General features: G+C 73.0%; 9 protein-coding genes. 7 read left to right on the top strand and 2 right to left on the bottom strand.

Annotated features, from left to right (window positions below):
• The first annotated feature begins 72 nt into the window (after positions 1-72).
• On the top strand, positions 73-5,598 hold the full coding sequence (pulA, locus tag ACFV4N_RS04595; RefSeq protein WP_499671112.1) for a pullulanase-type alpha-1,6-glucosidase: 5,526 nt from the start codon (positions 73-75) through the stop codon (positions 5,596-5,598).
• On the opposite strand, the gene ACFV4N_RS04590 is transcribed toward pulA, so the two are convergent.
• Positions 5,595-6,215, bottom strand: a complete 621-nt coding sequence (locus ACFV4N_RS04590; RefSeq protein ID WP_499671111.1) for a hypothetical protein — start codon at positions 6,213-6,215, stop codon at positions 5,595-5,597. The two genes, pulA and ACFV4N_RS04590, sit on opposite strands and share 4 nt — an antisense overlap.
• 73 nt (positions 6,216-6,288) lie before the next feature.
• Here ACFV4N_RS04590 and ndk point away from each other — a divergent pair, with 73 nt between their 5' ends.
• The 5 genes from ndk to ACFV4N_RS04565 all read left to right on the top strand — a co-directional run bounded on the left by ndk (position 6,289) and on the right by ACFV4N_RS04565 (position 11,373).
• Positions 6,289-6,699 (top strand): nucleoside-diphosphate kinase, encoded by a 411-nt coding sequence (gene ndk / locus ACFV4N_RS04585; RefSeq protein ID WP_499671110.1) that lies wholly within the window; start codon positions 6,289-6,291, stop codon positions 6,697-6,699.
• Between the two features lie 118 nt (positions 6,700-6,817).
• Entirely contained in the window at positions 6,818-7,738 is a 921-nt protein-coding gene (locus ACFV4N_RS04580) for an ABC transporter ATP-binding protein (RefSeq protein ID WP_499671109.1), read from the top strand.
• Positions 7,739-7,741: 3 nt separating this feature from the next.
• Complete coding sequence (locus ACFV4N_RS04575; protein ID WP_499671108.1) at positions 7,742-8,530, top strand: ABC transporter permease; 789 nt, start codon at positions 7,742-7,744, stop codon at positions 8,528-8,530.
• Complete coding sequence (locus ACFV4N_RS04570; protein WP_499671107.1) at positions 8,527-9,363, top strand: ABC transporter permease; 837 nt, start codon at positions 8,527-8,529, stop codon at positions 9,361-9,363. The genes ACFV4N_RS04575 and ACFV4N_RS04570 overlap by 4 nt, the downstream gene beginning before the upstream one ends.
• Before the next feature lie 45 nt (positions 9,364-9,408).
• Positions 9,409-11,373 (top strand): TIGR03960 family B12-binding radical SAM protein, encoded by a 1,965-nt coding sequence (locus ACFV4N_RS04565; protein ID WP_499671106.1) that lies wholly within the window; start codon positions 9,409-9,411, stop codon positions 11,371-11,373.
• A 42-nt stretch (positions 11,374-11,415) separates the two neighbouring features.
• Here ACFV4N_RS04565 and ACFV4N_RS04560 read toward each other — a convergent pair whose 3' ends face one another.
• Positions 11,416-12,894, bottom strand: coding sequence for a S8 family peptidase (locus ACFV4N_RS04560; RefSeq protein WP_499671105.1), 1,479 nt, complete (start codon positions 12,892-12,894; stop codon positions 11,416-11,418).
• A gap of 242 nt (positions 12,895-13,136) precedes the next feature.
• On the opposite strand from ACFV4N_RS04560, the gene ACFV4N_RS04555 reads away from it, so the two are divergent.
• Complete coding sequence (locus ACFV4N_RS04555) at positions 13,137-13,868, top strand: TIGR03936 family radical SAM-associated protein (protein WP_499671171.1); 732 nt, start codon at positions 13,137-13,139, stop codon at positions 13,866-13,868.
• Positions 13,869-13,875 lie beyond the last annotated feature (7 nt).

Here is a 13,875-nt window from a genome sequence, read left to right as displayed (position 1 = left end):
TCGTGATTTGGTGCACCCCGTCCCGCGTTCCGCCGGGGCGGGGTTGCAAGATCTTGCGACAAGGAGGTCGCGATGCGTCGGGCCGTCGCCGCGCTCATCGCACTGGCCGTAGTGCCGCTCACACCACCACCCGTGACGTCCGCCGCGCCCGCCGAACAGCGGCTCGCCGTGGGCGCGGTCACCGACCTCGCGCCGGGCGTGCGGGGTGAGGACCGGCGGCTGGCCAAGGACGCCCTGCGCGACGACCTGACCGGTGAGCGGTTCTACTTCGTGATGCCCGACCGGTTCGCCAACGGCGACCGGTCCAACGACCGGGGCGGCACCACCGAGGCCGACCGGCTCAAGAGCGGCTTCGACCCCGCAGACAAGGGCTTCTACCACGGCGGCGACCTCAAGGGCCTGCGCGACCGGCTCGACTACCTCGACGGCCTGGGCGTCACCGCGATCTGGATGACCCCGATGTTCCGCAACCGGTGGGTGCAGGGCTCCGGCGACGACGTCTCGGCCGGCTACCACGGCTACTGGACCACCGACTTCACCCAGCTCGACCCGCACTTCGGCACCACCGACGACATGCGGCGGCTGATCCGCGACGCGCACCGGCGCGGCATCAAGGTCTTCTTCGACATCGTCGCCAACCACACCGCCGACCTGATCGACCACGCCGAGGGCGAGTACGGCTACGTCAGCACGGGCGCGGAGCCCTACCTGGACGAGCGGGGCAACCCGGTCGACATCGCCGAGATCGCCGGGCAGGCGGACTTCCCGAGGCTCACCGTGCCGTACACGCCGGTGGTCAAGGGCGAGAAGACCCCGGCCTGGCTCAACGACCCGCAGCTCTACCACAACCGGGGCGACTCGACGTTCAGCGGCGAGTCCGCCGAGTACGGCGACTTCCACGGCCTGGACGACCTCATGACCGAGCACCCTAGGGTGGTCGAGGGCATGAAGCGGATCTTCACCAGCTGGATCGACACCCTGGGCATCGACGGCTACCGCGTGGACACCGTCAAGCACGTCAACGTGGAGTTCTGGCAGGCGCTCGCCCCGCACGTGAAGCGGTACGCGGAGCAGCGCGGCAAGCGCGACTTCTTCGTGTTCGGCGAGGTCTTCGACGCCGACCCCGCGGTCACCTCGCGCTACACCACCGAGGGGAAGATGCAGGCCGCGCTGGACTTCCCGTTCCAGAGCGGCGCGGCGACGTTCCTGTCCGGCGGCGGCGCGGACCGCCTCGGCCAGGTGCTGGTGGACGACGACCGGTACACCGACGCCGACTCCAACGCCTCCTCGCTGCCGACGTTCCTGGGCAACCACGACATGGGCCGCATCGCCTGGATGGTGCGGCAGAACCGGCCCGGCGTGCCCGAGGCCGAGCTGCTGGAGCGGCTCAAGCTCGGCAACGCCCTGATGTACCTGTGGCGCGGCAACCCGGTCGTCTACTACGGCGACGAGCAGGGCTTCGCGGGCGGCGGCGGCGACAAGCTGGCCCGCCAGGACATGTTCGCCTCCACGACCCCCGAGTACGCCGCCGAGGACCTGGTCGGCAGCGACCGGACCGGCGCGGTCGACAACTTCCGCACCGACCACCCGCTGTACCGGCAGCTCCGCGACCTGGCGCGGTTCGTGGACCGCGACCCCGTGTGGAAGGACGGCAACCAGACCCTCAAGCTCGCCCGTGGCGACGTGATCGCGTTCAGCCGCACCGGTCGCTCCCAGCAGGTCGAGCACCTGGTGGTGGCCAACGCGGGCACCGCGCCCGCCACCGTCGAGGTGCCGGTCTCGGGCACCGGCTACCGACCGGTCTGGCCGGCCGCCGGCTCGCAGGTCGACGCGGTGAACGGCAGGGTGCGGGTGACCGTGCCCGCGCTGTCCGCACTGGTCCTCAAGGGCACGGGCGCGCTGCGCGCCGCCACGCCCGCCCCCGCGCTGGTCGTCCCGCCGACCGGCACCGTGCTGGACGACCGGGTCGAGCTGCGCGCCGACGGCATCTCCTCGCCGTACGCGCAGGCCACGTTCGCCGCGCGCGTGCGGGGGCAGCGCGACTGGCAGGTGCTGGGCACCGACGACGCCGCGCCGTACCGCGTGTTCGCCGACCTGGCGTCGCTGCCCGGCGCGGCGGTGGGCGGGGAGGTCGAGGTCCGGGTCGTCGCGAAGGACGCCAGGGGCAACCTCGGCGCGGACGGCGCGAAGCTCGGCCTGGTCGCCGCGCCGCCGGTGGAGCCGCCGACCGCCGCCTCCTCGGACTGGCTGGTCGTGCACTACAACCGCCCGAACGGCGACTACGACGGGTGGGGCCTGCACGTGTGGGGCGACGTGGAGGGCGCGCCGACGTGGGACGCGCCGCTGCCGTTCGCCGGCGAGACCCCGTACGGGCGGTTCGCCTGGGTGAAGCTGAAGCCGGGCGCGCGTTCGGTGGGGCTCATCGCGCACAAGGGCGACGAGAAGGACACCAACGGCGACCGGTTCGTCGACCCGAGCGCCACACCTCAGGTGTGGCTGAAGCAGGGCGATGCCGCCGTGCACGCCAACGAGGTCGCGGCCACCGGCCAGGCCGTGGTGACGCACCTGGGCGACGCGACCGGCGCGATGGTCCGCGTCGGCACGACCGACCACCCGTTCACCGGCGGCGTGGCGGTCGTCCCGACCACCTCGCCGGTCGAGTTCTCGGTGGTGCGCGACGGGACCGTCGAGGCCACCGGGCGCACGGCCGGGCGCGCGTGGGTGAACGGCGGCGCGGTGCACGCGAGCCGGGCCGCGGCGGAGAACCGCGCGGTCATCCACTACCACCGCCCCGACGGCGACTACGCCGACTGGACGCTCTACCACTGGACCGGCTCGCTGGAGCCGAGCCCCGGCTGGAACCAGTCGCGCGTGCCGGACGGCTCGGACGGGTTCGGCGTGTACTGGTCGGTGGCGCTGGAGCCCGGCGCGGCGGGGCTGAGCAACATCATCCACCGCGGTGACGCCAAGGACCCCGGCGCGGACCAGTTCCTGGACGTCGCCGGCACCGGCCACGAGGTCTGGCACGTCTCCGGCTCGGCCAAGCCGGACGGCTCGATCTCCTACGTGCTGCCGCCGTCCGGCGGCGAGGGCGTGGAGGACGACCTGACCAAGGCGAAGGCCCACTGGGTGACCAGGGACCTGGTGGTGTGGGACGTGCCGGTGGTGGCCTCCGACGGCTACCGCCTGGAGTACGACGGCAGGGTGCTGCGGCTGGAGCCGTCGGCGGAGCCGGTGCCGGAGCGGTTCCCGCACCTGCGCGGGAAGCCGGTGTTCCGGGTGCGCGACACCGCGCGGGTCGACGAGGCGCTGCGCGGCAGGCTGTCCGCCGTGCACGTCGACGCCGGCGGCGGCCTGCGGCACCGCACGGGCGTGCAGCTCGCCGGCGTGCTGGACGACCGGTACGCCGCCGAGGCCGCGGGGCTGACCTACGGGCCCGCGTTCGAGGGCGACCGGGTCACCGCGCGGCTGTGGGCGCCCACCGCGTCGTCGGTGCGGCTCCAGCTGTTCGACCGGCCGTCCGGCGACCCGGTGCGGGTCGTCGACCTCGCCCGGGACGACGCGTCGGGCTCGTGGTCGGCGAGCGGGGACTGGAAGGACCGCTACTACCGGTACGAGGTGACCGTCGCCGGGCGCGCGGTGACCGTCACCGACCCGTACTCGGTGGCGCTGTCGGTGGACTCCACGCACTCGCAGTTCGCCGACCTCGCCGACCCCCGCACCATGCCCGACGGCTGGGCCGGCGAGGTGGCGCGCGGCCTCGGCGCCGACCCCACCGAGCACGGCATCACCGAGCTGCACGTGCGGGACTTCTCCATCGGCGACGAGTCGGTGCCCGCCGCCGACCGCGGCACGTACAAGGCGTTCACGCACCGGTCGTCGACCGGGATGACGCACCTGCGGCAGCTCGCCGAGGCCGGGCTGGACACCGTGCACCTGCTGCCGACGTTCGACATCGCGACCATCCCCGAGAAGCGCGCCGACCAGCGGCGGCCGGACTGCGACCTGGCCGCGCTGCCGCCGGACTCCCCGGCGCAGCAGGGGTGCGTGGCCGCCTCGGCCGCGAAGGACGGCTTCAACTGGGGCTACGACCCGTTCCACTACGACGTGCCCGAGGGCTCTTACGCCACCGACGACGCCCAGGACGGCTGGGCCCGCTCCCGGCAGTACCGCGAGATGGTGAAGTCGTTGCACGCCAACGGCAACCGCGTGGTCGTGGACGTGGTCTACAACCACACGGCCGCCCACGGCGACGCGCCGACCTCCGTGCTGGACAAGGTGGTGCCCGGCTACTACCAGCGGCTCGACCTCGACGGCGCCGTGGCCAACTCGACGTGCTGCTCCAACACCGCGCCCGAGAACGCCATGATGGGCAAGCTCGTGGTGGACTCGGTGGTGCGCTGGGCCCGGACCTACAAGGTGGACGGCTTCCGGTTCGACCTGATGGGCCACCACCCGAAGGCGAACGTCCTCGCGGTGCGGGCGGCGCTGGACGCGCTGACCGTCGAGCGCGACGGCGTGGACGGCAAGGCGATCCGCGTCTACGGCGAGGGCTGGGACTTCGGCGAGGTCGCCGGCAACGCCCGGTTCGAGCAGGCCACCCAGGCGAACCTGGCGGGCACCGGCATCGGCACGTTCAGCGACCGGCTGCGCGACGCGGTGCGCGGCGGCGGCCCGTTCGACGCCGACCCGCGGGTCCAGGGCCTGGCCTCGGGCCTGGCGGGCGACCTGAACGGCTCGCCGGCCAACGGCGACGTGGCCGCGCGGCTGGCCAACTACACCGACCTGGTGAAGCTCGGCATGGCGGGCAACATGGCGTCCTACCGGTTCGAGTCCACCTCCGGCGGCGTGGTCGACGGCCGGGGCGTGCCGTACAACGGCTCGCCCGCCGGGTACACCGGCGGACCCGCCGACGTGATCACCTACGCGGACGCGCACGACAACGAGACGCTGTTCGACTCGCAGGTGTTCAAGCTGCCGGTCGGCACGTCGATGGCGGACCGGGTGCGGATGCAGAAGGTCGCGCTGGCGCCGGTGCTGCTGGGCCAGGGGCAGCCGTTCCTGCACGCGGGCGCGGAGTTCCTGCGCTCGAAGTCGCTGGACCGCAACAGCTACGACTCCGGCGACTGGTTCAACCGCTACGACCCGTCGCTGCGGGACAACGGGTTCGGGCGCGGCCTGCCGCCGGCGGCGGACAACGAGGACAAGTGGCCCTACGCGGCCCCGCTGCTGGCGGACGCCGCGCTGAAGCCGTCGCCGGCGGACATGCGGGCGGCCGTGGACAACACGTTGGAGCTGCTGCGGATCCGCCGGTCCTCGCCGCTGTTCACGCTCGGTGACGCCGCGCTCGTGCAGCAGAAGCTGTCGTTCCCGGCCGCCGAGCCGGGCGTGGTGGCGGCGCTGCTCGACGACACGGCGGGTCCGGACGCGGACCCGGCCCTCGACGGGATCCTCGTGGTGGTGAACCCGTACCCGGTGGAGAAGTCGGTGGCCGTCGCCGGCGACTGGCGCAACCACGGGCTGAGCGGCGACGAGGCCGCGGTGGGCGGCGGCTCGGTGCGCGTGCCCGCCCGCTCGGTGGTGGTGCTGACCCGCTAGTGGTCGGCGAGTTCGACGCGTGACCGGACGTCCTCGGCGCGCAGGATGCGGAACCCCCGCTCCTGCGCGCCGAGCACTTTCAGGAACCCGGGGCTGGTCTCCATCACGTAGGCCTCGAAGGTGCCTCCGGTGGTCTCCACGCGCTCGCGCGGCACCCACGGCGTGGCCACCACGGCGGCCACGACCAGCGCCACCGCCCCCACCACCCAGCCGAACCGCCGCAGCACGAACACCGCGCCCGACCACCGCCTGACCAGGACCAGCGCGGCGGTCAGCACCACCGCGGCCACCGGCACCCACCAGCGGTGGTAGGTCAGCGCGTGCGCGACCAGGAACGCCACCAGCACCACCACCGCCGGCACCGCCGCGCGCGACCTCGTGCCGATGGCGTAGAGGACCGTCAACGGCACCATCAGCACCAGCAGCGCGCTGCTGATGCGCGAGTCGGCCATGAACGTGCCCAGGAACAGCCCCGGCGCGTCCTCCAGGTCCAGGGTGTGCAGCAGCGCGAACGCCACGTGCCAGTCGTAGTGGGACACCGCGAGCAGGCGCAGCAGCACGAACATCACGGCGACACCCGTGACGGCGGGCGCCAGGTGGGGCTTCTCGGTGGTCACGGCGGACACTGTGGCAGCCCCGGCTACCCTTGGCCCCAGTTGCACGAATCCGCACGAAGGAGTATCGACCGCCGTGAGCGAGCGCACCCTGGTCCTGGTCAAGCCCGACGGCGTCAGCCGCGGCCTGGTCGGCGAGGTCATCTCCCGCATCGAGCGCAAGGGCCTCAAGCTGGCCGCCCTGGAACTGCGCGTCGTGGACCGCGCGACGGCCGAGCAGCACTACGCCGAGCACGACGGCAAGCCGTTCTACAACGACCTGGTGGAGTTCATCACCGGTGGTCCGCTGGTCGCGCTGGTCGTGGAGGGTCCCCGGGCCATCTCCGCGTTCCGCCAGCTGGCGGGCGGCACGGACCCGGTGGAGAAGGCCACCCCGGGCACCATCCGCGGCGACTTCGGCCTGGAGGTCCAGTTCAACTTGGTCCACGGCTCGGACTCGCCGGAGTCGGCGGAGCGCGAGGTCAAGCTCTGGTTCCCGAACCTCTGAGCCGCTCTTCCCGAACGGCCCGGACCGCCGAGCGGTCCGGGCCGTTCGCGCGTCCGGGGCGCCGCGGGCGCGGGAAAACCACGCCCTGCTTGTCGTACCCCGCCGATACCGTGATCACGTGACCACCACCCTCGTCGAAGCCAAGGCGCTGACCAAGCACTTCGGGGCGTTCGAAGCCGTCCGCGGCATCGACGTCGAGGTGCGGGCGGGCGAGGCGTTCGGCTTCCTCGGCCCCAACGGCGCCGGCAAGTCCTCCACCATGCGCATGGTCTCCTGCGTCTCCCCGCGCACCGGCGGCGAGCTGAGGGTCCTGGGCCTGGACCCGGACACCGACGGACCGCGGATCCGCGCCCGCCTGGGCGTCGTGCCCCAGCAGGACAACCTCGACACCGAGCTGACCGTCCGGCAGAACCTGGAGGTCTACGGCCGCTACTTCGGCCTCAGCCGGAGCGCGGTGCGGGAGAAGGCCGGGGAGCTGATGCGGTTCGCCCAGCTGGAGGACCGCGCCGACGCCGAGGTGGAGCCGCTGTCCGGCGGCATGAAGCGGCGGCTGACGATCGCCCGCTCCCTGGTCAACGACCCGGAGCTGCTGCTGCTCGACGAACCCACCACGGGCCTCGACCCGCAGGCCCGCCACCTGCTGTGGGACCGGCTGTTCCGGCTCAAGCAGTCCGGGGTCACGCTGATCATCACCACCCACTACATGGACGAGGCCGAGCAGCTGTGCGACCGGCTGGTGGTGATGGACGGCGGCCGGATCGCGGCCGAGGGGTCGCCCGCCGAGCTGATCCGGCGTTACTCCACCCGCGAGGTGCTGGAGCTGCGCTTCCCGCCGGGCGAGCAGAGCGCCGCCGAGGTGCGCGACCTGGCCGAGCGGGTGGAGGTGCTGCCCGACCGCGTGCTGCTCTACACCGCCGACGGCGAGGCGGCGCTGGCCGCGGCCCACGCGCGGGGAGTGCGGCCGGTGTCGAGCCTGGTGCGCCGCAGCAGCCTGGAGGACGTGTTCCTCCGCCTCACCGGCCGGACCCTGGTGGACTGACCGGTGGAACCACGCGTCCTGGGCCCGTTCCGCGCCGCGCTGGTCGCGGTGGAGAACCACTGGACCTGGTACCGCCGCAACTGGCGCGCCACGGTCATCTCGAACTTCCTCCAGCCGGTGCTGATGCTGCTCGCCATGGGCCTGGGCTTCGGCTCGCAGGTCCAGGCGGGCGAGGCCACCGGCGGTCACCCGTACGTGGTGTTCCTCGCGCCGGCGCTGCTCGTGCTGACCGCCGCGCAGAACGCCATGTTCGAGTCGACCTACGCGATCCTGTCCTCGTTCAAGTGGCAGAAGACCTACTTCGGCGTGGTGTCCACCCCGGTCACGCCCGCGCAGGTGCTGTACGGCCAACTGCTGTGGATCGCGCTGCGCCTGGCCGCCTGCACGGCGGTGTTCCTCGCCGTCGCCGCCGCGCTGGGCGCGGTCACGAGCCCGTCGGCCGTGCTGGCGGTGCCGTTCGCGGTGCTGGCCGGCATGGCGTTCAGCGCGCCCGTGGTCGCATTCACCGCGACCCGGGAGAAACCGGACTCGTTCAACGCCCTGTTCCGGTTCGTGCTGATGCCGATGACCCTGTTCACCGGCGCGTTCTTCCCGCTGGACCAGCTGCCCGCCTGGCTGCACCCGCTGGCCTGGGCCACCCCGGTGTGGCACGGCATCGAGCTGGCCCGCGGCGCCGCGTTCGGCACCCTCGGCGCGCTGCCCGCGCTCGGCCACGTCGCCTACCTGTGCGCGATGGTCGCCGCGGGCGTGGCGCTGGGCCGCCGCCACTTCCACCGGAGGCTGACCGCATGACCCGCACCCTCGACCCCGTCGAGCCGCGGAGCCGCGGCGGCCTGCTGTTCCGCGTCGTGCCGCCCGGCCTGTACGCGGGCCGCCCGCACGCCCTGGTCGAGCGCTCCTACCTGGTCAACCGGCGGGCGTGGATGGCGGTGGTCTCCGGGTTCTTCGAGCCGCTGTTCTTCCTGCTGTCCCTCGGGTTCGGCTTCGGGCAGCTCGTCGCCACCGTCCAGGGCCCGGCCGGGCCGGTCGACTACGCCGCGTTCGTCGCACCGGCCCTGCTCGCGGCGTCGGCGATGAACGGCGCGGTGTACGACGCGACGTTCGGCCTGTTCTTCAAGTTCAAGTACGCCAAGGTCTACGACGCGGTGCTGGCCACCCCGATGGGGCCGGTCGACATCGCGGTCGGCGAGGCCGCGTGGTGCCTGCTCCGCGGCGGCCTGTACTCGGCGGGCTTCCTCGGCGTGATGCTCGCGTTCGGCCTGGTCGACTCGCCGTGGGCGCTGCTCGCGCTGCCGGTGTGCCTGCTGGTCGCGCTGGCGTTCGCCGCCGTGGGCATGGCGGCGGCCACCTGCATGCGCTCGTGGCAGGACTTCGACCTGGTCCAGCTGGCCGTGCTGCCGCTGTTCCTGTTCTCGACCACGTTCTACCCCCTGTCGGTGTACCCGGACTGGTTGCAGGCCGTGGTCCGGTGCACGCCGCTGTACCACGCGATCGAGCTGCTCAGGGGCCTGACCACCGGTTACGTCGGCTGGGGCGACCTGGGCCACGCCGCCTACTTCGTGGTGATGGCGGCGGTCGGGGTGGTCGTGGCGTCGCGCCGGCTGGGCAAGCTGCTGCTCACCTGAACGGGGCGGGCGGACGGCGCGGGCCCACCGGTTACCCTGGTCGGTGTGAGTGTCGAGTCAGTCTTCCCCGCCCTGGAGCCGCTGCTGCCCAGGGTGTCCAAGCCGGTGCAGTACGTCGGCGGGGAGCTCAACGCGACCGTCAAGGACTGGGACGCCGCGGCGGTGCGGTGGGCCCTGATGTACCCCGACGCCTACGAGGTCGGGCTGCCCAACCAGGGCGTCATGATCCTGTACGAGGTCCTCAACGAGCAGCCGGACGTGCTGGCCGAGCGGACCTACGCGGTGTGGCCCGACCTGGAAGCGCTCATGCGCGAGCACGGCGTGCCGCAGTTCACCGTGGACGGGCACCGCCCGGTCGGCGCGTTCGACCTGTTCGGCGTCAGCTTCGCCACCGAGCTGGGCTACACGAACCTGCTCAACGCCCTCGACCTCGCGGGCATCCCGGTCCACGCCGCCGACCGCACCGAAGACCACCCGATCGTGGTAGCCGGCGGGCACGCCGCGTTCAACCCGGAGCCCATCGCCGCGTTCGTGGACGCGGCCGTGCTCGGCGACGGCGAGGAAGCCGTCCTGGAGATCACCGACATCGTCCGGCAGTGGAAGGCCGAGGGCCGCCCCGGTGGCCGCGACGAGGTGCTGACCAGGCTCGCCGAGACCGGCGGCGTGTACGTGCCGCGGTTCTACGACGTGGAGTACCTGCCCGACGGCCGCATCCAGCGCGTGGTGCCCAACCGCGAGCGCGTGCCCTACCGGGTGTTCAAGCGCACCACGATGGACCTCGACGCCTGGCCGTACCCGAAGCAGCCGCTGGTGCCGCTCGCCGAGAGCGTCCACGAGCGGATGAGCGTGGAGATCTTCCGCGGCTGCACCCGGGGCTGCCGGTTCTGCCAGGCGGGCATGATCACCCGCCCGGTGCGCGAGCGCTCCATCGAGGGCATCGGCGCGATGGTGCAGCGCGGCCTGGAGGCGACCGGTTTCGAGGAGGTCGGCCTGCTGTCGCTGTCCAGCGCGGACCACTCGGAGATCGCCGAGGTCACCAAGGGCCTGGCCGACCGCTACGAGGGCACCAACACCAGCCTGTCGCTGCCGTCGACGCGCGTGGACGCGTTCAACATCGACCTGGCCAACGAGCTGTCCCGCAACGGCCGCCGCTCGGGCCTGACGTTCGCCCCGGAGGGCGGCAGCGAGCGCATCCGGCGCGTGATCAACAAGATGGTGTCGGAGGAGGACCTGATCCGCACGGTCAGCGCCGCGTTCGCGGCCGGCTGGCGGCAGGTGAAGCTGTACTTCATGTGCGGCCTGCCCACCGAGACCGACGACGACGTGCTCCAGATCGCGGAGATGGCGAAGAACGTCATCCGCGCCGGTCGCGAGGTGTCCGGCCGCAAGGACATCCGCTGCACGATCTCCATCGGCGGGTTCGTGCCCAAGCCGCACACCCCGTTCCAGTGGGCGCCGCAGTGCGACCCCGACACGGTCGACGACCGCCTGCGCAAGCTGCGCGAGGCGGTGAACTCGGACCGCTCGCTCGGCCGCAACATCGGCATGCGCTACCACGACGGCAAGCCGTCGCTCATCGAGGGCCTGCTCTCGCGCGGCGACCGGCGGATCGGGCACGTCATCGAGCGGGTGTGGCGCGAGGGCGGCCGCTTCGACGGCTGGTCGGAGCACTTCTCCTACCAGCGGTGGGTGGACGCGGCGGCGGCCGAGCTGGAGCCGCTGGGCGTGGACCTGGCCTGGTTCACCACCCGGGAGCGCGAGGAGCTGGAGGTCCTGCCCTGGGACCACCTCGACTCGGGGCTGGACAAGGAGTGGCTCTGGGCCGACTGGCAGGACGCGCTGGACGAGCGGGAGCAGGACGACTGCCGCTGGACGCCGTGCTTCGACTGCGGCGTGTGCCCGGCGATGGGCACCGACATCGAGGTGGGCCCGTCCGGCCGCGCGCTGCTGCCGATCTCGCCGGTGGGCAAGGGCTCGCCGGTGCGCAACCCGGCGCTGGCCAAGCACTGACCGGGCGCCGGTCGGCCCCGCGCGGGCGCCGACCGGCCGCCCTCACTCCCGGACGGCCGCCAGCGCGTCCACCAGGCCGTGGCCGTAGAAGCCGTTGTACTCGGAGTAGCCGGTGCAGTAGGCGTCCTGCGCGCCGGTGCCGTTGAGGTCGTAGTCCGCCGGGCACGGCAGCGTCTCCGCCCGCTGGTTGAGCATCCGGTTCAGCTCCGGCGCGTCGGCCTGCGGGTGCGTGGACGCGAGCAGCGCGGCCACCCCCGACACGTGCGGCGCGGCCATCGACGTGCCGCAGGAGTAGTCGTAGCCCGCGGGCACGGTCGACAGCACGCACCCGTTCCGGCCGTCGTCGGGCTGCTGCTTGCGGTCGCCGCCCGGCGCGGTCAGGTCCACCGCGCCCAGGCCGTACGAGCTGTACCCGGCCTTGACCTGGTCCGCGCCCACCGACGACACCGCCACCACGTTGCGCAGCTGCGCGGGCAGCACCAGGCACGAGCTGTCCACCGGTCGGGGCTTGACGTCCTCCGGCGCGGCGTTGGTCGGGCTCTGCGGGTCCAGCGAGGGCTTGGTCAGGTCGGCCGCCGAGTTGCCCGCCGCCGCCACGGTGAGCACGCCGCGCGCGGTGGCGTGCTCGACCGCGCGCCGCACCGCCTCGTAGACCACGGCCTGGCCCGCCTTGTCCTGGCAGGTGAACACCCAGGGGTCGATGAAGTAGCTGTTGTTGGTGATGGTCATGCCCCGCTCGGCGGCCCACATGAACCCGCACACCGCGTACTCGGGGTAGATGAACCCGTCGTCGTCCACGACCTTCACCGACGCGATCCGCACGCCCGGCGCCACGCCCGTGGTGCCCAGGCCGTCGTCGGCCGCCGCGATGACGCCCGCCACGTGCGTGCCGTGCGCGGACGTCGTGGGGGACCAGGAGGCCGGCTCCGGGTTCGCCACACCCGTGGTGCAGCCCGCGGACAGCGCCGGGTCCAGGGCGCCGACCAGGTCCGGGTGCGTCGGGTCGATGCCCGAGTCGAGCACGCCGACCACCACGTCCCGGCTGCCGGTGCTCACCGCGTGCGCCTCGGCGGCCCGGATGAGGTCCATGTCCCACTGCTCGGCGGTGCGGTCCACCGCGCCCTCGACCGTGCGGGCGCCGGCGACCTCGTCGCCGCCCTTCTTGCGGGCGGGCGCGCCGGTCCGCTTGGACAGGCCGTCGAGCTGGGCGCTGTAGGCCCGGTCCGGCCCGATCCGGGCGCCGAAACCGGGGTCGGCCGAGACCGCCACCGCGACCGCGATCTGCGGGTGGTAGGCCGTCGTGGCGCCGCACGCGGCGGCGATCCTCGCCTCGGCCAGCGGCGCGGTCGTGCCGGGGTCGAAGACGACCAGGTAGCGGTAGGCGGAGCCGTGCTCGACGCAGTCGGCGGGTGGCGGCGCCTCCTCGGGGGCGGCCTGGGCGTTCGCGCTCACCGCGAAGCTGCCCGTCGCGAGCAGCGCCGCGCTGACCGCGACCGCTCGGACGCGGCGGAGCAGAGGCACGGCGGACCTCCATGACTCGGACCGGCTCGGCCGGCCGGCCCTCGATGTGACCACTGTTGCCGGACGGTAGTCAGGCCGCGCGGTGCGGACAAGCTCAACGGTGTCGATCGGGTCCAAGGTACCGTCCTCGTGGAGCAGGAACGTGGACCGTTGGGGTGCTCACCCCCGAACGGGCACCACCCGGGTACCCAGGAGGAGTAGCACTGAGCCGCCAGCAGCAGCCCAACCCGTCGGCCGCGCCCGTGCAGAGGCTCCGGCTGCGCTACGCCAAGCGCGGCCGGTTGAGGTTCACCTCGCACCGCGACATCGCCCGGACCTTCGAGCGAGCCCTGCGCAGGGCCGGTGTGCCCATGGCCTACTCCCAGGGCTTCAGCCCTCACCCGAAGGTGTCATGGGTCGGCGCGGCGCCGACCGGCGTGGCGAGCGAGGCCGAGTACGTCGAGGTCCAGGTCGTGGAGCCGGTGGACCCCGAAGCGCTGCGCGCCGCGCTGGACGCCGTGCTGCCGCCGGGGCTGGACGTGCTGGAGGTCGTCGAGTCGGCGGGCGGCAACCTGCCCGAGCGCATCGACGCCGGCGCGTGGCGGCTGGAACTGCCCGGCGTGTCCCCCGAACGGTTGACCGAAGCGGTGGCCGCGCTGCTCGCCGCGCCGTCCGTCGAGGTGGAGCGGCTGACCAAGGACGGCCGCAAGGTCCTCGACGTCCGACCCGCCCTCGTGTCGGCCCAGGTAGAGGCGCATTCGAGCGATGCGGGACACGATGCCGGGGATTTGTCACAACCGTGTGGGATACTCATGACGGTCGTACGGCAGACAACGCCTACCGTTCGACCCGACGACGTGCTGAGCGCGCTCAGAGTCGTCGCCGACCTGGTTCCGCCGGTGCCCGCGAAGGCGACCCGGATGGCGCAGGGGCGGCTCGACGACGAAGGCGGCCTGGTCGACCCGCTGGCCCCGGACAGGGCGGCGGAGGTCTGACCGAGCA

The organism is Actinosynnema sp. NPDC059797 (assembly GCF_042732085.1).
Classification (GTDB): domain Bacteria; phylum Actinomycetota; class Actinomycetes; order Mycobacteriales; family Pseudonocardiaceae; genus Actinosynnema.
This window is presented reverse-complemented; position numbering and strand designations above follow the sequence as displayed.

Excerpts from the sequence above, each read along its gene's own strand:
- ACFV4N_RS04570 (WP_499671107.1), top strand. The coding sequence starts at position 8,527 with ATGACCCGCACCCTCGACCCCGTCGAGCCGCGGAGCCGCGGCGGCCTG.
- pulA (WP_499671112.1), top strand. The coding sequence starts at position 73 with ATGCGTCGGGCCGTCGCCGCGCTCATCGCACTGGCCGTAGTGCCGCTC.